This is a genomic window from Corallococcus sp. CA041A (genome assembly GCF_003612075.1).
Taxonomy (GTDB): domain Bacteria; phylum Myxococcota; class Myxococcia; order Myxococcales; family Myxococcaceae; genus Corallococcus; species Corallococcus exiguus.
In genome coordinates, this window is sequence record NZ_RAWF01000005.1 from 31,474 (window position 1) to 50,966 (window position 19,493).

Below are 19,493 nucleotides of genomic sequence, written 5' to 3' on the forward strand. Positions count from 1 at the left end.
ATGAGCGACCCTTCCTCGCGACACAAGGACCTGCCGACGTACGCGGTGCCGCTGGGCCCGGAGGGCGCCACGGTGTCGCTGTACGTGCCCCGCGTGGCGCCGAGCGTGCCCACGTCCCTGTTGCACAAGGTGGTGGCGGGGGACCGGTTGGACCTGCTCGCGCAGCGCTACTTCAGCGACCCGTATCAGGCGTGGCGCATCGTGGACGCCAACCCCACCTTCGAGCCCGAGGCGCTCCTGGAGCCGGGAACGGTGCTGTTCATCCCGGAGAAGCCCTGATGGCGGATCAGCGCGCGGCGTTCCTCCAGCTGTGGATCGACGGGCAGCCCATGACGGACGCCCGCGGCAGGGTGTCGCGTCTGGAGGTGGACGAGCGCACCGACGACGCGTCCTCCTTCCACCTGTCCCTGGACATGGCGCCCACGAACTCGGGGGACTGGGACGCGCTGGCGGACGGGCGCTTCGCGCTGCTCAAGCGCGTCACCATCAGCTTCGGGCTGGGCGCTCCGGACAGCGAGGCGCCGGACGTGCAGGACGTGGTGTTCGACGGCTACATCACCGCGGTGGAGCCGTACTTCGGCCCCTCCCGCATGCCGGACTCGTCGCTGGAGGTGTACGGGCTGGACGCGTCGTGCCTGATGCACCTGGAGGAGCGCACGCGCTCGTTCAGCGGGCTGTCCGACGCGGGCATCGTGCGGCAGCTGTACGGTGAATACGGCTTCGCGCTGGACGTGCAGGAGACGGCGCCCGTGCGCGACCCGGCGCGGGCGGTGGTGCTCCAGCGCGGCACGGATGCGTCGCTCCTCCGGTGGCTCGCGCGACGCAACGGCTTCGAGGTCTTCGTGGAGCGCAAGCAGGGGCCGGTGGGCGCGGGCGCCAACGCGGCGCCGGAGAGCGTGGGCCACTTCCACCTGCCCCGGCCGGACGGAGCGAAGCAGCCGGACCTGTCGCTCATTCCTCGCTCCACGCCGACCGTCATCGAGCTCAAGGCGCGTTGGGAGAGTCACCGCCCCACGGAGCTGCATGGCGAGCACATCGACGAGCGTACGCGGCGGATCCGCTCCGCCACGGTGACGGCGCCTCGCTTCCCGCGCATGGGGCCCACGAGTCGCGCGGACATCCTGAAGGCGCGCATGGCGGCGGTGCTGCCGAAGCGGCCCCAGACGAAGGCGGTGGGCCTGCAGTACGTGGACGTGCCGCACGACGTGCCGGAGGTGGAGAACCTGGCGTGGTCGGACTACCGCGAGGCGGACTGGCTCGCGGAGGCGAACGGCACGGTGCAGGGCCTGCGCTACGAGCGCATCCTCCGCGCCCGGCGTCCGGTGGGGCTCGTGGGGGCGGGCAAGCTGATGGATGGCACCTGGTACGTGCGCGGCGCGCGGCACCGCTGGGTGTGGGCGGAGGCGCTGGCCCGCTACGAGGTGGACGTCGACCTGGCGCGCGACGCGCTCAACGGGGTGGCGTGATGGGGCGCGGCCTGAACTTCCCCTTCCAGCTGGGAGACCTGGGCACGCCGCGCACGGTGGGGCCCTCGCAGGTCATCCGCCAGCAGTTGGAGCAACTGCTCTTCACGCTGCCCGGGGAGCGGGTGAACCGGCCACGCTTCGGGTGCGGCGTGCAGCGGATGGTGTTCGGCGCCGCGAGTCCGGAGGCCGCCGCCACGGCCGAGTACATCATCCGCCTCAACGTGCAGGAGTTCATGCGCGACCAGGTGCGCCTGGACGCGGTGAAGGTGATCGCCGGGGACGCCACGCTCTACGTGGACATCCTCTACACGCTGCTGGCGACGGGCGAGGAACACGCGGAGTTGTTCCGCCGGGACCTGGAGGCGCCGCCGTGAGCGCGCGGGTCCTGACATTGCCGCTGGAGGCGTCGCTCGCGGAGGCACAGGCCGCGTTGGAGGCCACTCCGCCGGGCGAGGTGGAGTGGGTGCTGCCCGTGGGCGAGGGCGTGCTCACCTCGAACTTCGTCATCGGCACGCCCGCGCACGCGCTGCGGCTCACGGGCGGCCCGGGCGTGACGCTGAAGCTCGACGGCGGGACGCTCGAAGTCACGGGGCTCGTCACCGGACTGTCGGGCGTGACGGTGGTGGCGTTGGACGCAGGGTTGGTCCTCCTGGGGGCGCGGGTGGAGGTGTCGGACGTCACGGTGAGCGCCACGGCGTCGGGGGATTGCGCGGCGATGAGCGTGGAGACGCCGGACGGCGCGGTGGTCATCGACTCGCTCACGGTGACGCAGGCGAAGGGCGAGGTGGCGACGGGGCTCCGGTTGCTGGCGATGGAGGCCCGCGTCACGGGCCTGTCCGTGGACGGCGTGAGGGCCACGGTGGGTGAGGCCTTTGGCGTGCGTGCTGTCTGCCAACGTTCGCAGTGGGCGGACGTGTCGGTGCGCAACGTCATGGGCATGGAGACGGGCGTGGGCCTGGAGCTCGCGGGCTTCACCCGAGCGGACCTGTCCGGGCTCACGGTGTCGCAGGTCTCCGGGCCGAACGCGACCGGAGCTCGGGTGCTGGTGGCTCGGGAGGAGGGCGAGGGCCTGTCCATGGTGGACGTGTCCGTGAGCGAGGTGGATGCGTTCGGAGTGCAGTGGTGCATCGGGCTCTTGGTGGCCTCGGCGGGCGCGCTCCAGCTGCGTGGCTTCACCGTGCAGCGGGTACAGGGCGGGTTCCCGATGGGCGTGCTCGCACTGGGCGGGCGGAGCCTCGAAGTGGCCATGGGCCAGGTGGAGGATGTCTCCGCCGGAACGCGTGCCACGGGCATGCGGGTGCTGGGGGGACCTTCGCTGGAGCCGGTGGTGGTTCGCGACGTGGAGGTGAGCCGTGTGTCCGCGGCGCCTGTTCCGGTGTCCGCGCAGCCCGAGGCGTCCTGGTCGGACTGGCTCATCGCCGCATTGGATGCACTGTCTGCTTCGGTCGTGGGGCCGCTGACGCTGCCTGCGTTTCCCACCGATGCGGACGTCGTGGGCCTGCACGTGGCCGCGCCGCTGGGCGGCCTGGAGCCGGTGCTGGACGTGGGCACGCCGGGGGAGATCGCCATCGAGGACTGCTCCCTCTTCGTCATCACCGGCACCGCGTTGCAACTGGAGGGCGGACTGCGCACGGCGCTGGTGCGACGCACCGAGGCCTGGACGTCCGTGCATGCGGGCTGGCTCCAGGCGGAGCAGCTGTTGCTCGCGCAGCTCACCTGGCACCGGCATGCGCATGGGCTGCGGCTGGGGCCTGGAGAGATTCGCGCCTACGACTCGCTCTTCACGGCCATCGTGGGCGCGCCGTTCGTGCTGGAGCCGGACGCGGAGCTGTCTGCCTCTCCCGCGCTGTTCGCTCAGGGCGCGGCCCCGCCGTTCCTGGAGGTGGGGCCCCTGCCGTATCGGACGCCGGGGACTCCGGAGGTTCCTCCGGTGTTGCTCACCGGCGGCCTGCCGCCTCCGGAGACCGTGGATCTGCGGCTGGTGCCGGATGCGGCCATCTCGCGCGCGGCCGTGCCGGTTCCGGGCGATGGTCCTCGCGACCCGGCGCCATTCATTGGGGCGTGGGCTCCGGACGTGGTGCCGGGATGTGACGTGAGGGATCCGCAGCCGCGCCCGTGGCTCGCGGCCCCGGAGCGTCCGGCGCCTGGCGCGCTGGTGGACTACCAGGCTCGCGACGCGCAGTCGTTGCTGGCGGTGATGCTGGAGCGGGCCCGCACGGTGATGGCGCCGTGGGAGGACCGGGGGCCCGCGGACTTCACGACCATGTTGCTGGAGGCCGTGGCCGCGCAGCTGGACTCGCTGGCGTATCAGCAGGAGCGCGCGGTGGTGGAGGGCTTCCTGGAGGACGCCCGGCTGCGGCGCTCCGTGGAGGACCACGCGCGTGGACTGGATTACGTGCCGGATCCGGGGCTCTCCGCCACGGTGATGCTGCGGTTCCGGTTGGATCCGGAGGCGCTCGCGGCGCTGGTGAAGGCGCGGTTGGATGAACTGAACCTGTCGGTGCTTCCGCCCGGCACCACCGCGCTGGAGTTCCTTACCGGTGGCGGCGTGCTGGAGATTCCCGCCGAAACGCTGGTGGCGAATGTCTCCACGGACGAGCACTCGCTGGTGTTCGTCACCGAGTCGCCCCTGTCGTACTTCCCCCGGCTGGAGACCGTGACGCTCGCGGAGTCCGTGCAGCTGGGGGACACGGGCGCGACACTCGCGGGGCTGTACCCGGAGCTGGAGCCCGGCCGGTGGCTGATCCTCTACCGGGGCCGCGGCGAGAGCGGGCACGTGGTGCGAGTGACGTCTGTAGCGCTCGCCACCGATACGACCTTCGTCGGGTGGGATCCCCGCAGGTTCGCGCCGGAGGTGTTCCTGGCGCCGGGAGACCCCGCACCCGGGCCTCGCGCGACGGTGCTGGGCAACGTGGTGCCCGCGCATCACGGGCTGCCGGTGACGCCGCTTCCAGAGGGCTTCGAGGCGGACTCGGCGGAGCCCTTCGCGCGCAGCCTCGCGCAGTGGCGTGCGTTGTTGTCCCCGGTCGTGGACGGCAGCGAGGAGCGCGAGTTCGCCCTGCCGTTCCATCCGGTCAGCGTCCAGGCCTTCGGGTATCCACTGCCGGAGGAGACGTCGCGGCGCGGGACGCCCCAGCTCCAGGTGAGCGTGGAGGACGACCCCTGGACGCTGGTGGACGACCTGTCCATCCAGGGGCCGGGGGATGAGGTGTTCGTGCTGCGCGCGACCCCCACGGGTGGCGCCAGCCTGCGCTGGGGCGACGGCGTCAACGGCGCCGTGCTTCCGCCCCGGGAGACGACGCTGGGACTGTCGCTGCGCGTGGGGCTGGGGACGGTGGCCAACGTGGGGGAGGGCGTGCTCACGCGGTTGCTCCAGGTGCCGTTGGATCCGCAGCGCTCCGCGTCCGCGGGCGAGCTGCTGGCCCAATCGATGGACGACGTGCGCGCGTTGGTGCGCGTGGACAATCCGCTGCCCGCGGTGGGGGGGCGCGACGCGGAGTCGCTCGACTCCATTCGCTATCGTGCACCGGCGGGTGTGTCGCAGCCGCTGTCCGCCGTCACGGTCGACGACTACGTGCGGATGCTCCAGCAGATGCCGGAGGTGGCGGGGGCCTCGGCGCGCGCCGTGGACCGGGACCTGCGCACGGTCATCCGCGTGACGGTGTTGCTGCGCGACGAGGACACGCTCGACCGCGACGAGCTGCTGCGCCGATGGGCGGGGGTGCGCAGTCGCCTGGAGGAAATCCGCCTGCTGGGCGTGGACGTGGAAGCGCTGCCGCCCAAATGGGTGCCGCTCGACTTGGACCTGGAGGTGGATGCCTCGCCGCATGCGCAGGCCGACCAGGTGCGCGACGCGGTGGTGGGCGCCATCGCTGGGGACGGCGGCCTGTTGGATCCGGACCGCTCTGGCCTGAACGGCGATGTGCAGCTCGCGGACCTGTACCAGGCGGTGCTGCGCGTCCCGGGCGTGACGGCGGTGCGGGTGAAGCGCTTCCGCCGGCTGGAGCCACAATCGCAGGAGCGGCTGGAGGCGGGCGTCATTCCCATTGGACCCGACGAGGTGGCCACTGCTCGGGGTGGTTACTGGCCGGGTTCGGAAGGCGTCCTCACCGTGCAGGTGTGCGGAGGGCTGCGATGAGCCGCGTTCCCTCCACGCACCAGGCGCTGACGCATGAGCAGCTCCGCACCCGGCTGGGCGAGTCGGCGCGCACCGTCTTCACCCGGCTGGACGAGGCGCCCACGTGGAATCCGCTCGCGTACGCGGCGCCATCGTCGGTGGACCTGGGGCGGGGGCTGCTGGACAGCGTGGCGCTCGCGCTGCACGTGCTGTGGACGTATCAGCAGGCGTGGGCGGAGGAGAGCTTCCTCGCCACCGCGCGGCTGGAGGACTCCGTCTCCAAGCTGCTCGGGCACATCGGTTATCGGCCGAGTCCGGGCACCGCGGCGGTGGGGCTCCAGCACTTCCGCTGCAAGGCGAACGTGCGCGGCACGCTGTCGCCGGGAACGGCGGTGAATTCAGCGGCGGAGGGGGAAGAGACCGCCGCCGTGTTCGAGACGCTCGCGCCGCTGCGCCTGCTGCCGGAGCTCAACGAACTGCGTGCGTTCCTGCCTCCTCCGGTTGGAGCGGGGACAGGAACTGGAACCGGGACGGGGACGGGAACAGGTGGAGGCACGGGGACGGGTGGAACGGGTGGGGGAACCGGTGCGCCTTCAGGCGAGGCGGGTGAGCCCGGGGCTCCTGCTCCCACGGGCGGCATCTTCGGGCCCGGCTCGGTGGTCGCGGGGCTCCAGGATCGCATCGAGGTGCAGCGCCACGGGCCGCTGGAGGAACGGCAGGTGGCTCGCGCCAAGCAGGATGCTCGCAAGCTGGCGTCGTTGATGAAGACGCTGGACCTGGGCGGGGATGCGGCGTGCAAGAGCACGCTGGACGCGCTCTGCGAACAACTGTGCGAGGCCCAGAAGGTCGTGGCGCAGGCGGTGCCTCCGCCCGGCCGTCCCGTGGGCGCGTTGTCCGAGTCGCAGGAGATCCTAGCCCGCCAGCTCCGCAACCTGCAGAAGCGGCAGGCGGACGCACTGGCCGCGTTGGAGGAGGCGCTGGCCCCGTGCGCGGACGAGGACCCGACCGTGCACGCGGTCCGGTTGGACAAGATGGTCACGTTCCTGGATGCCTTCGTGAACAGCCTCATCCAGGAGGCGCGGGATCAACTCGTCATCCTCAAGGGCAGTGAGGCGCTGAATCGGGCGGACCAGGCCTTCGGCGCGGACGCGGGAGTGGCCCGGCCGTTGGGCGTGGCGGCATCCGGTACGGACTCCCTCTACCTGCTGCCGCTGACGGATGCCTCCGGGCTCACTTCACAGGAGCCGCCGGTGCGGCCAGGAGACTGGTTCGTGCTGGCGGAGGACGTGGAGCGTCTGGGCCCTGGAGGAGCGAAGGGCACGGAGCGGATCTACCGCGAAGCACTGCGAGTGCTGCGCGTCCGCACGGAGGTTCCGCCCGGTCAGCGCACGCCGATGACGCAGGTGACGTTCCAGCCGCCGCTGTCGCGCGCGTACGCGTTGGACGGCGTGGTGCTGCTGGGAAACAACATGCTCGTCAGCGAGGGCTCCACTGTGGAGGAGGTCGCCGTTCCCGCGTTGGATCTGCGCACGGTGTCACTGCTGCATGAGCCGGTGACCTGGTTGCGTGATCCGAGCCGCGCGGGAGGCCGCCGGCCGGAGGTGTCCCTGACGGTGGGGGGACGCGCGTGGCATCCGGTGGATTCGTTGTTGGACGCCGCGCCTGATGAGCTGGCCTTCTCGGTGGAGTCGCTGCCGGCCGGGGCCGCGCGGCTGCGCTTCGGGGAAGGGGACCACGGTTCGGCGTTGCCCCTGGGCGCGGAGGTGCGGGTCCGCTACCGGGTTGGCAGAGGGACAGGTGGCAACCGGGCCGCGCTGCGGCTGCTGGCGATGGCGAGCCCGCATCCCTGCGTGGAGAAGACGTTCAACCCGCTGCCGCTGGCCGGAGGAACGGATCCGGAGGCACCAGCGCTGGCGCGCGTGCGAGGGCCCGCCACGGTGGGCGCGATGGACCGCGCCGTGTCGCTCTCGGACGTGCAGGCGCTGACGTTGGTGTTCGACGGCGTGCACCGCGCGAACGTGTTCCGGGATGGCGTGCGCCGCCGTTCGTTGAAGGTGGTGGTGGCCGGGCCGGAAGGAGCAGCCCTGGGCGCAGCCGATCTGGAAGCACTCCACGCGCATCTGGCGGCACGGGTGGCGCCGAAGGTGGAGCTGAACCTGATCAACCGGCAGCGTGTGGAAGTGCGGCTGCGGGTGCTGCTGCGCGTGGTGACGGGGGCGGATCCGGTCGCGGTGCTTCAAGAGACGCGCCTGCGGCTGGGCGTGGACCGAAACCCGGAGCGTGAGCTTGGTCTGCTGGATCCGGATCGCGTGGAGCTGGGACAGGACCTGCAGTTGTCGGACGTGTACGGCGCGCTCGCGGAGATCACGGGCCTGCGCTCGGTGGTGGTGCAGCGGCTGCATCGCGAAGGCACGCCGCCAGCACTCTTCGAGCGCATCGTCACCGCGCCCGGCGAACTGCTCGCATGGGCTCCGCCGTCTGGAGAGAGCGATGGCGTCGCGCTCACCTACGAGGAGGCCCAGGACCTATGAGCCCTCCTTCTCAGCGGCTGAGCCAGCTCCTCCCGGGTCTCTACTCGGCGCGGGACTTCACGCTCGCGGATCAGCCGCTCCTCAAGCTGCTCGCCGTGCTGGGCATGGAGCTGGATGCGTTCGCGCGCGCGGTGGATCAGCTCTGGGATGATCATTTCGTGGAGCGTGCGGGTCCGCAGGCGCTGCCGTTGCTCGCGGAGTTGATGGGCGCACGGCTGATCACCGACGACCCTCGCGTGCAGCGAGGTGTGGTGGCTCGCGCGGTGGCGTGGCGCCGACGGAAGGGCACGCTCGCGTCGCTGGAGGAGGTGCTCTCCGTCACCAGCCTCTGGGATGCGGAAGTGGACGAGTCCTTCCGTTCCCTGCTGGAGACCCAGGACCTCAACGACCTGCTGCCCTGGCGCGGGCGCAGCGCGGTGCTGTGGGATCCCATCGGCCTCGCGGATCAGCTCACCCGCCGCTCGCCTGGCATCGAGCGTCCCCGCGCCGGTGTCCCGGAGCGTGGCCCCTTCATTGGCATCGCGCCCGGGGAGACGCTGGACCAGGCCTTGCGCCGGCTGGGGAGCGCGGATGCGGGCCGTGTCGCCGCGACGCCGCGCACGCTGGACCTGCTGGGCTGGGCACGTCCGGATGTCGCCCTCATCCGTACCGCGCGCCTGACGCCCGTGGAGTTGGAGGAAGTCACCCCGGCCACCGTGCTCACGCTGCCCAACGGCTACCGGGGCTTTCGCGTGGATCCACTGGACCGCGATGGTCCCCTGGTGTGGCTCAAGCCCCTGGAGCGCGCGGACCTCACTGGAGGCCTCACCGCTCGCCATGAGCCCGCGCCTCCGTCGCTCGTCACGGGGCGCACGGCGGCGATGCTGCTCACCCCTACCTCGCTGGCCGAGGACGCCGACGCCGCTGAACGCGCGGATGCCATCACCGTCTCCGTCGACGGCATTCCGCTGGTGGGACCGGAAGCCCTGCCGCTCCTGCGCGGACCGCTGCCCACCGCGCCCGTGGGGCCCTCGCCCACGCTGCGTTTCGCGGACCGGGGCAGGCCTTCGCCCGGAGACACCTGGCGACTGACGCTGCTGGCCGCGCGTGAGAACTCGGACACGGTGCTCCTGTCCACTGAACTGGTGTCGGACGCACTGAACGCCGTCACCGTCTCGCCGGAAGCGAACCAGCTCCTGGGCGGCACCACGGCGGCGTTGCTCGTGGAGCGGGTGAGCGGTGAGCCGCGCCTGCGCGACGTGGACGGCACGTGGCGCACCCTCACCGTGGGTCTGCGCCAGGGGCCTCCTCGCAGCAATGCCATCCGCGTGGACCTGGCCGGTGCGCCGTGGGTCGCTCGCATCGAGCAACACCTCGCGGATGGCAGTCTGCGCCTTGCCCGCTTCGACGTGAGCGCTGACGGCGCGCCCTGGCAGGTGGCGGAGCTCATCGGCGCGTTGCCTCCAGACGGTCCAGGCATGTCCCTGGCCATCGCTGGTGACTCACTGTTGCTGGTGGCACCGGACGGCACGGGGAAGCTGGGCGTGTGGTCGGTGACGGGCCTGGACACCGCGACTCCGACGGGGACGCGGTTGGACACCGCGAGCCCACGGCAGCCCTCGGCGCGACTGGATCCCAGCCTGTGCGTGCGCGGCGGCCGGGTCTTCGTCTTCGGCGGTGACCTGGGCGGTGCGCCCACTGGAGACCTCTGGTCGCTGCCGGTCACGGGCGGACCGTGGCGGCCCCATGCGGTGCGCAACCGCCAGGAGCGCAAGGCCGCGACGCTGCTGAGCACGGCGCAAGGACTGATGCTCCTGGGCGGCGAGGCCGTAACGGGAGAACTGGCCGTGCCGGTGATGCTCTGTGATCCGGCCTCCGCGAGCCCTGTCTGGCGCCCCCTGGCCCCACTGCCCATCACCGCGAACCTGCCCGGCACGCTCGTGGCAACCACCACCGCCGACGGCGTGGAGGCGCTCGTCTGGGCGGACACGACGCGTCCTCAACGGATGACGCTGAAGGCAGGCGAGGATGCCTGGGTCGCCGGACTGCTGGAGGCCTCGGGGACGAACCCGCCGGTTCCGGGCGAAGCGCTGTACGTCGACGGGCGCGTGCTCCTCACGGATCCGGCGCCGCTGCCCGCGTCGGAGGTCGTCTTCTCACTGGGCGGGCGGGGCTACCTGGCCTTCCTGCCAGAGCTGGCCCTGCTCCCGGATGAACTCCTGCGTTTCAACGTCGCCAACGACGGCGCCGCGTTCATCGAGCCTCGCGAGGGCCAGCCGCTCCCGCTCGATTCCCGGCCCGGTGGTGCGTACCACTCGCGGGATGCTTCCGTGGCCGGCGGTGCGCGGCGCTACTCGGTGCCAGGACGGCTGAGTCGCCACCCGTTCCAGCTGCGCCAGCGAAGCCTGGGCCCGTGGACGACGCTCGCTCCGAGCATCGCCTCCGGCATCGTCGCGGTGGATCCACGCCTGGGCCGCGTCGTGCTCCAGGACGACGCTCCCGTGGGCCGCGTCACTGTCTCCGCGCGGGTAGGGCGGGGCGCCTCATTGGGAGCGGGGCTGCTTCCGCCGGACCGCCGTCCGCCCGCCGCGTGGGCGGAGCCGGACTTCCCGTTCATCGATCCGCCGGACCGTCCTGGCGACCGCTCCGGCGCCGGCCTTCCTGTCACCGCGTGGATCTCCCCGGAGCGCGCGGGCGGAGTGCTGGCCGCCGGAGGCCAGGAGCGGCCCATCGTCGCCACCGTCGCGGACGGACTCCAAGCCGTAGCGCTTCCGGCGCTGGCGCCTGGAGGCCAGGCGCGACCCATCGTTGCAAGCGGCTCGCCGTCGGTGCTGACAACCGGAGGCCAAGCACCGACGGACATGGTGAACATCGCGGAAGGAAGCCCATCCGGATCACCTCCGGTGCTGGGCCTCATCGGTTCGCCGCGTCTGGCTCCGGAGCGTCTGTCGCAGGGCCTGGACAACGGGCTGTCCCTCTTCGCCGCGGACACGGGCGCGGCGCCCTGCATCGGCGCGGACGAGCACGGCCTCTCGTTGGCGCTCTACCCGGGCTTCGGAGGCACTGCGGCCACGCGCGTGTGGCTCGCGGGTCTGTGGATCGCGGGACGGCTGGACCTGGTGCTCGCTCGGGGGCAAGCGGACCTGCGCTGGTGCAACCTGGGCGTCCCCGGACAGGTGGGCCTGTGGATGCCGGGCGGTGGGCACCAGGACATCAGCGCGCGGCGTTCGCTGCCTCCCTCCGACGTGGAGCTACGCCTCTACGGCTGCATGGTGGGCGTCATCGAACTGCCGCCCTGGGTGCACCTCATCGCCGCGGGCTGCACCTTCGACGCCGGAGACCGCGACGCCGTCGCCATCCGCGCGGCGGGCGCGACCGTGCGACTGCGGCACTGCACGGTGCTCGGGGCTACGGAAGCGGGCGTGCTGGAGGCTTCCTCCTGCGCCTTCGCGGGCGAGGTGCGCACGGACCAGCCGGACCTGGGCTGGCTGCGCTACAGCCTCTTCGCGCGCGGCGGACAGCCTCCGGTGTCGCACCAGTCGCGGGTGCATACCGTGTCCGTCCAATCGAACCGCCAGACGGACCCGGGCTACCTCGTCCTGGGCGACAACAACGGCCTCGAAGCGCTCCACGCCTCCGAGCGCGGCGGAGTCCCCGGTGCCCACGACGAGCGCTCCGACCACGAGCGCGAACTCTCCGCGCGCACCGACGACAGCATGCCCATTGGCATCACGCCCTTCCACGCCGACCGCAGCCAGGACGACCTCGTTCGGATGAGCCGACCATGACCGTGAAAGCGTACACCTCCAGGTCCCGCTTCGACGAAGCCCGGCGATTCTCCGGCGTCTATCAGCAGATGGGGCGCATGAGCCTCGACGCTGACTGGAACGAGGAGGTGCGGCTGCGCACCGTGGACTCGCGCCGCCGCTCCGCCGACGTCGCCGAGGGCTCGCCCGACGACGGCTTCCGAATCGTCGACACGCACCTGGTGGATCCCATCCGCAACGTGCTCGGCTGGACGGGGCAGGGCCTGCCCGCGGACGACGAGCGCATCATCCCGCGCGAGCTGCGCCTGGACCGCTATGACTCGGAGACGCTGCCGTTCGTGGTTCGCAGCCGGGGCCACATCGCGCTGCGCCGCACGCTGCCCGCGCCGTTGGACCTCGCGGCAGTGCCGCGCTCGGACCGCACCACCTTCACCGCCTCCGTGCTCGTCATCGGCCTGCGCTTCGAACGGCCACTCACCGACGATGAGTTCATCGACCTGCGCGTGGTCGTCGCGGACACGGAAGGGAACGAAGCGGTCCTCTCCGCCGGTCTGGGGCAGCGGCCCACGGGATGGAACGACGTGCGCTTCCCCGTCGCCGCGTTCGCGGGCGTGGACCCGACGAAGCTGAGTTCCTGGGGCGTGCTGGGCCTGCCGCCCGTGGCCCGCACGTGGGTGGCCGCGCTGCGCGTGGAGGACGCGGCGCTGGGGGCCGATATCATTATAAGGGGTGGTGACGGGACGCTGCCGGGCGCGGGCCGCATGCTGCTCGACGGCGTGCGCATCTTCCTGGAGCAGGACCTGCGCTACTCCGTGCAGCTGGATCTACCGGAGGCGGATCCGCTGGCGGCGCTGCCCACGGACGGCTCGAGGCACCACTTCTTCTTCCTCGACTGCTGGGAGCAGACCACCACCCAGTACGACGACGCGTTCCTGGAGGAGCCCGCGCTGGACGGCCAGGACACCACCGTGCGCCTGCGGCTCGTCACCCAGGTGCGCGCGCTCCAGGGGCTGTCTGACACCGACGCGGAGGTCCTGCCCACGCCCACCAGCGGCGCACGCCTCACCACCAACATCCCGAAGGGCGCGCTGCCGGACCGCTTCCCACCAGAGCCGCTGGACCCTTGCCGAGACCGCTGTCTGTCCACGGAGAACGCCTCCACGGGCGAGGGCTACACGGGCTCCGACAACCTCCATTTCCGCGTGGAGTTCTTCCGGGGCGGCGCGCAGCCGGTGGTGCTGTGGTCGCGAGACAACGGCTCCACGGTGCTCCCGCTGACCGCGCCCGCGGCGGCGGATGCGATGACGCTCCAGGTCTCCCCCGCGAGCGCCGCGAAGCTGCGTGCTGGCGACCTCGTCGTCATCGAAGACCGGGTCACCCGGCTCCAGCCGGAAGGCCCGTCGCTGCCAGTACTGCGACTGCTGCGAGGCGTCCAGGCGGACACGGGCAAGCTGGAGCTGGCGGACGCGAGCACGGTGCTCACCACCGACCCCGTGCCGCTCCCCGTGGGAGGCACGCTGGGCCGGGCCTTCAGTCCGGAGCAGGGCGCGGTGGTGCGCCGGTGGGACGGCGGCGACCTGCTGGTGCCCAACGTGCGCTACCGCTTCGACGATGGCATCACCCTGGCGTTCGGCAACACTGAAGGGCGCGCGACCGAATACTGGTCCTTCACCGTGCGAGTGCGCGCGGCGGACGGCGCGGCCCGCGGGGAAGTCGAGCAGCTCACGGACGCGCCCGTGCACGGTCCGGTGCACCACTGCGTGCCCCTGGCGCGAGTGACAGGAGGCGAGACGCGAATCTTCGAGGACCTGCGCCCGCGCTACCTGCCGCTCGCCCAGGTGCGAGACAGATTGGTGGAACTCTCCGAACGCGTCATCGGCCCGGGCGTCTTCACGGTGGTGGTGGGCGACGGCGTGCGCAGCTTCGGCGACGTGGACCAGGACCTGCTCGAAGGCATCACCGGCGACGAGGCGCTCCAGGCGGCGGTGGACCGGATGGGAGGGCAGGGCGGCTCCATCTTCGTGCGAGCCGGCCGCTACAAGCTGGAGCACCCGGTGCTGCTGCGCAACCTGTCCTCCGTGCACCTCCTGGGCGACGGCGAGGCCACCGAGCTGCGCACCCAGGGCTCCGGCGGCGCCTTCTTCGTGGACCGCTGCGGCCTGGATGGCGACGTGCGCATCGAGGACCTCAAGCTGGTGGAGGCCCCCTACGAGGACGTGGTGATTGGCGGTGGCCTCCAGCCCGTGGTGAAGGCGGTGAAGACGAGCGTGGCCATGTCGAACGGCCAGCGCTTCGTGCCGCTGGTGGAGGTGGACGACGACCGGGTGCTGGAGGAGGACGACGTGAAGCACCCGTCCGCCGAAGCCGACTTCGTGGACGTGGTCGTCGACCGCATCAAGGCCATCGTCCCGGGCCAGGGCCGCGCGGCGGGCTCCGTGGTGGCCACCCTGGTGCAGCTGCGCAAGCTGCAACGCCAGCATCCAGGCCAGCCGCTGGAGGACGTGCCGGAAGCGAAGCCGCTGCTCGACGCGCTGGCGGCGCTGCCTCACGGCGTGGTGACGCTGGCGGACTCCAGCGGCGTGACGCTGCGCCGCTGCCACATCCAGGCGAACCAGGCCGGCTCCGAGGCGACAGGCGTGCTGGTGACGGGCACCTGCGCTCGCATCGTCATCGACGAGAACCGCATCGGCGCGGCGACAGGCATCGCGGTGGCGCCGTATGCCCCGTATCTCGCGGAGCGCTTCCTCGCGTCCTTCCCGCGCGCGGGCCTCTTCGTGGACGCGCTGGCCATCACCAACAACCGGCTCCAGCCGCTGGGAGACGCGACCACGGGCATCCACGTGGCGGACGGGCGGCTGGCGGGCGTGGAGGTGCGCGGCAACAGCGTCCAGGGCTTCCAGGTGGGCATCCTGGTGCAGGACCTGGCGGAAGGGGGACTCGCGGGGCCGGTGGACCGCGTGGTGGTGGCGGAGAACCAGATTCTGGGATCCGCGGCCGTGGGCATCCAGGTCGCGGGCGACGGCGTGGACGTCGTGGGCAACGAGATCCGCAACGCCGTGTCGGACAGCCTGTTCCAGGTGGGCATCCAACTGGTGGGCCGGGCGCTGCGCGTGCGCGAGTCGTGGATCTCCCTGCCGGCCGTGCCCGCCGCGTCCGTGCTGGGCGTGGTGGCCGGCATCGTCGTGGGCGACGGCCTGGATGACGGCGCGTCCAACGGCCGCCCCGCCTCGGACGTGGAGGTGGTGGACAACCGCATCGAAGGCGACGGCGAGTCCACGCCGGGCTTCGGCATCCTGCTGGGCGGTCCGCAGCCGGTGTTCGACGTGCGCATCCGGGGCAACGTGGTGCGCGCGCTGGGGGACTCGGCCGTGCGCACCTGGGGCACGGGCGGCGCGGTGGGACGCCTGCGCGTGGAGGACAATCGCTTCGAACAGGTGGCGCTCGCGGACGTGCCGTCGCAGGAGGACAACACGCTGGCGCTGTCCCGCCTGGACCCGGGCCTGGAGACCGTGCTGAGCGCGGACGCGAAGGCCCGTCCCCGGCCGCTCGTGGAGGCGCTGCTCGCCAACGCCACGACCCGCGTGCGCGCTCCCCTGGACGCGGCGCTGCGCTGGCTGGAGCGGCTGACGCTCCGGGGCGCGGTGGTGCTCTCGGGCGTGGACGAGGCGCAGGTGCGCGGCAACCGGCTGCTCCAGGTGGGGCGCACGGAGGCCTACGGCGCGCCCGGACTCCCGGACGCGGAGGTGCGAGCGGCGGGCATCGCGGTGGTGTCCGGCTCCGGCATCACCGTGGAGGGCAACGAGGTGGACGGCGTGCACGCGCCGGTGACGACGACGCAGCCGCCGCCCGTGACGGGGCCGGTGAAGCTGCCGCCCATCACCGTGGTGCTTCAGCAACTCAGTGTCACGAGCTCCACCGTCCGCCCGGAGCGCGCGGACGTGCACAGCGCCGTGGTGGGCCTGTACTCCACATTGTTGCGGTACACGGGCGCGAACGTGGACGGGCGCCAGAAGGCCGGCCGGGGCCTGTACGGCCCGCTCGATACCCTGGTGGTGGAGCTGGAGGACCTGGGGACCGTACCGGACAACATCCTCAACGCGCTGGTGAGCGACGTGGCGGACCTGCGTGCCGCCCAGGGCTTCAACGACCACACCCAGACCTCGCACGCGGTGCGCTCGTCGCTGGCGCGCGCCTCCAGCTTCACCGCGCCGGATCCTGTGTCCCAGGAGGCGTGGGACATGGTGGCGCAATTCGATCTGGCCACTGTGTCCGGCAAGGACGCCGTGGTGGCGACGGCGGACCGCATCAAGGGCGCCTTCGACTCGCTGGTGCAGGGGCTGCCCTCCGACACGCAGGAGGGACTCCTCAAGGCCCTGGCCCGGGTACAGGGCGGGCCGACTGACCTGACCGCGCTGGTCACGCTGGCGGGGGCGTTGAGCCAGGTGGCCCAACTGCGCGAGGCGCAGGCGCAGCGCGCGAGGCATCCCGTCATCGGCCAGGCGGTGGGGCCCAAGAAGACCATCATCGGCACCTTCGCCCAGGCCGCGCTGCAACAGCTGCCGCTCCAGCCGGGCACGCGGGGCGCGAAGGCCAACACGGACGTGCTCGTGCAGCTGCGCCTGTCCAAGGAGGCCCTGACGGATCAGCTCCAGCAGCTTCACCCCGGGCTGGCCTCGCAGGTGGAGGCGGACTACCGCGACGTGGAGCGCACCGGAGGACAGATGCAGCCGATGGTGGATCGCATGCGCGCCACCCTCAAGCAGGTGCTGGACTTCACCACCGGCGTGCTGCCCTCGTCGGACGTCACGCCGGAGGACGGCGCGCGCGTCGCGGCGCAGGGGCTCACCGCCACCATCGGCCTGTACGCCACGAACCTGGACCGGCAGGCGGCGGGCCTCGTCACGGAATCCGACGACACGGTGGAGAAGCAGCTGCGCGCCTTCGGCACCGCGGTGGGGCAGCTGGGCGAGCTGGTGAGCGGCGACGCGGAGCTGTCCGCGCTCTCGTTGCAGGCGCACCAGGCGGTGGTCGACGCCATTGCCCAGCCGCAGAAGCGCATGGAGCAGGTGGCCATCGCCCGGAGTCTCCTGGACCGCATCCGCGTGCAGACGCTGGAGGTGCTGCCCATTCCTCTACCGCCCGTGCCGCCGAAGGCGGAGCCGCTGGAGCGCTGGGTCTCCGCCCTGGGCGCGCTGGTGCTGGCCGTGCGCGGCATGGCGCCGGGGCCGGTGCTCAGCGGCTCGTTGCAGCTCTACCTCTCCCAGTACGACCGCGTGCTGGACATCGCGGGCATCCAGGGGAGATTGCGCACGCTGGCGCTCCAGCGCGTGAGTGACGCCATCACCGCGCTCACCAGCGGTAACGGCGGCACGCCCGCGCGCCAGGCCCTGCACCTGCTGGTGGACGAGCCCGCGACCACCGCCGCGGAGGCCGTCGCCAGATCCAGCGCGGTGACGGCCGAGCTGGACGCAGCCGCGGTCCTGCTGCGCGCCGTGGAGCAGGCCCTGGACCCCGCCGAGGACGACGCATCGCGAGTCGCGCGGCTCCAGGAGTACCTGCGCCAGCGCTCCGACAAGGTCTCCGCGTCGCTCGTCGCCGTCGTCACCGGCATGCAGGAGCTGGACGGCATCCTGGACATGCTGCGCAAGTCGCTGGAGCAACTGGCGCGCGGCGAGGCCCCGGACCCCGGCGACCTGGTGGATCCCGTCTTCGACACCTTCCCGTTGCCCGCGGACGGCCTCTTCGTGTCCGGCGTGCAGGGCCGCGTGCGGCTGGCGGACAACACCGTGCGCGACACCGTCACCGGCATCACCGCCCTGGGCGCGGCGGGGCACCTGTTGACGGAGGCGCCCACGGATCCAGGCTCGCTGCTGGACGTGGACGGCAACCGGCTGGAGGGGTGCGCGGTGTCGGGCCTGCGGCTGCGGCCGGATCTGTCCGTGACGGTGGTCTCCGACAACCACCTCTTCGCGTGCGCGGGTCTGCCCACCGCGGGCGAGCCCGGCCTGGGCCAGGCGGTGGCCTCGTTCGTGGGCTCCGGCGAGCTGGTGGTGAAGGGCAACGTCTTCCTGGAGAGCGGCAACACGCTGCCGCAGGCGGTGCTCCACGAGGTGGCCATCGACTGGCGAGGCGAGACGGTGGTGCGCGGCAACACCGTGCGCCACGCGGGCGGTGGTGGCGGAGGCGCGGGCGTCCTCGTCGTCACCGACACGCTGCCTCCGGACCTGGTGGCGAAGCTGTCGCGCGTGCCCTTCCTCGCCACGGACCCGGTGCCCAAACCGAGCACGGATGGCCGCACGGTCCCCGGCAACTCCGCGCCGTCCTCCATCGCCACGCTCGCGTCGGTGCCCCGCGTGGAGGACCTGGTGCAGCTGGGTTCGTTGAAGCAGAAGTTCGCCGCGGGGCCGGTGCTCAACCGCGCGCTCACGGTGACGGCCGCGGACTTCGCGCCCACCCTGAGCGCCAGCGCGGCGGCCTCGCGCTACCTCTCGGCGACGACGGCGCTGGTGCAGCCCGCGTTGGTGGACTTCCTCGTCAAGCCCCTCCCCATCCTTCCGAAGCCGGTGGTGAAGGAGAAGCGGGGCGTGCAGGTGGAGGGCAACGACATCACCGCGCGAGGCCCGGCGCTGCTCCTGCTGGGCAACGGCGGCGCGGTCATCTCCGTGGCCGTGTCCGGCAATGAGCTGCGCAGCGAGGGCGGCGTGGGCGCGGTGTACCTGCGCCGCGCGGACTCCACTGTCTTCAGCGGCAACCGGTGCGAGTGCCTGGACGCCGTGAACGTCGTCGTCCTGCGCGTGGAGAAAGCGCCGGTGACCTTCACCGGCAACGTGGTGCTGGGAGCGGAGACGGTGACGCCGCCCCCGCCTGTGGTGCGTCCCCAGTGGCTGATGCCCTCGGACAGGCTGACGCTCCAGATTCCCGTGGGCGGAGGCTCCACCCTGGGCGTGCCCCTGGACCAGGAGCTGCTCCTGGGCGGCCTCCAGCGCCGCCGCGACGTGGCGAGCGATGCCTTCTCCACGCTGCTCGCGGAGCTCGTCTTCCAACCCACGCCCCTCCCTCCCCAGGCCCGGGCGGAGATCCCCGCCAAGGGCGTGCTGGACAACACGACGATGCAGGACGTCCGCTCGAAGCTGCCCGCGACCATGGACGTGAGCATGGCGGCCCGGACGCTCTACGGCATCGCGGTGACCAAGGACGACTCGCCCACGAGCGCCCTGCGGGACCTGGTGGACCGCGTCGCGATGCACGCGGACAAGCCCGCGGACGTGCAGGGCCAGGTGCGCTCCGTGCTGACCGCGGCGGACGGCGACCCGAAGAAGGCCCTCCAACTGGTGGACAAGAGCGTGCTCGGCATCGACTCGGCGGCGTCCACGGTGAAGGAGAGCATCCTCAACGTCTCCGTGCTGCACGAGGTGCTGGCGGACTCGTTCTACACGGGCGGCACCACCGGCCCCATCCCGGTGCAGGACGCGGGCATCCGGCCCCTCCCGCCGGAGCCGCTACCGGATCCGTATGCCCACTCCGTCATCATCCTGGGCGGCTCGCGCGTGGCGGCCGTCGGCAATGCGACCACCTCCGGTGTGCACGTCCAGGAAGCCGACGCCGTGGTGGAGCTCAACCCGTAGCGCTGGAA

Annotated in this window: 7 protein-coding genes; all 7 read left to right on the plus strand. The window is 72.0% G+C overall.

Annotation, left to right across the window (positions count from 1 at the left end):
• From D7V77_RS01585 to D7V77_RS01610, 7 genes are read left to right on the plus strand one after another with little or no spacing between them, the layout of a single operon-like run.
• Positions 1–279 carry a LysM domain-containing protein gene (locus tag D7V77_RS01585; protein WP_120574501.1) on the plus strand — a complete coding sequence of 93 codons (279 nt, stop codon included), beginning with the start codon at positions 1–3 and terminating at the stop codon, positions 277–279.
• Positions 279–1,466 (plus strand): phage late control D family protein, encoded by a 1,188-nt coding sequence (locus D7V77_RS01590; protein ID WP_120574502.1) that lies wholly within the window; start codon positions 279–281, stop codon positions 1,464–1,466. The genes D7V77_RS01585 and D7V77_RS01590 overlap by 1 nt, the downstream gene beginning before the upstream one ends.
• Positions 1,466–1,840, plus strand: coding sequence for a GPW/gp25 family protein (locus D7V77_RS01595; RefSeq protein ID WP_147451950.1), 375 nt, complete (start codon positions 1,466–1,468; stop codon positions 1,838–1,840). The genes D7V77_RS01590 and D7V77_RS01595 overlap by 1 nt, the downstream gene beginning before the upstream one ends.
• Positions 1,837–5,604 (plus strand): baseplate J/gp47 family protein, encoded by a 3,768-nt coding sequence (locus D7V77_RS01600; RefSeq protein WP_120574504.1) that lies wholly within the window; start codon positions 1,837–1,839, stop codon positions 5,602–5,604. Before D7V77_RS01595 ends, D7V77_RS01600 begins: the two co-directional genes overlap by 4 nt.
• Positions 5,601–8,114, plus strand: a complete 2,514-nt coding sequence (locus tag D7V77_RS43545; protein ID WP_158624261.1) for a hypothetical protein — start codon at positions 5,601–5,603, stop codon at positions 8,112–8,114. Before D7V77_RS01600 ends, D7V77_RS43545 begins: the two co-directional genes overlap by 4 nt.
• Positions 8,111–11,881 carry a phage tail protein gene (locus D7V77_RS01605; protein WP_158624263.1) on the plus strand — a complete coding sequence of 1,257 codons (3,771 nt, stop codon included), beginning with the start codon at positions 8,111–8,113 and terminating at the stop codon, positions 11,879–11,881. Before D7V77_RS43545 ends, D7V77_RS01605 begins: the two co-directional genes overlap by 4 nt.
• On the plus strand, positions 11,878–19,485 hold the full coding sequence (locus D7V77_RS01610) for a right-handed parallel beta-helix repeat-containing protein (protein WP_120574506.1): 7,608 nt from the start codon (positions 11,878–11,880) through the stop codon (positions 19,483–19,485). Before D7V77_RS01605 ends, D7V77_RS01610 begins: the two co-directional genes overlap by 4 nt.
• Positions 19,486–19,493 lie beyond the last annotated feature (8 nt).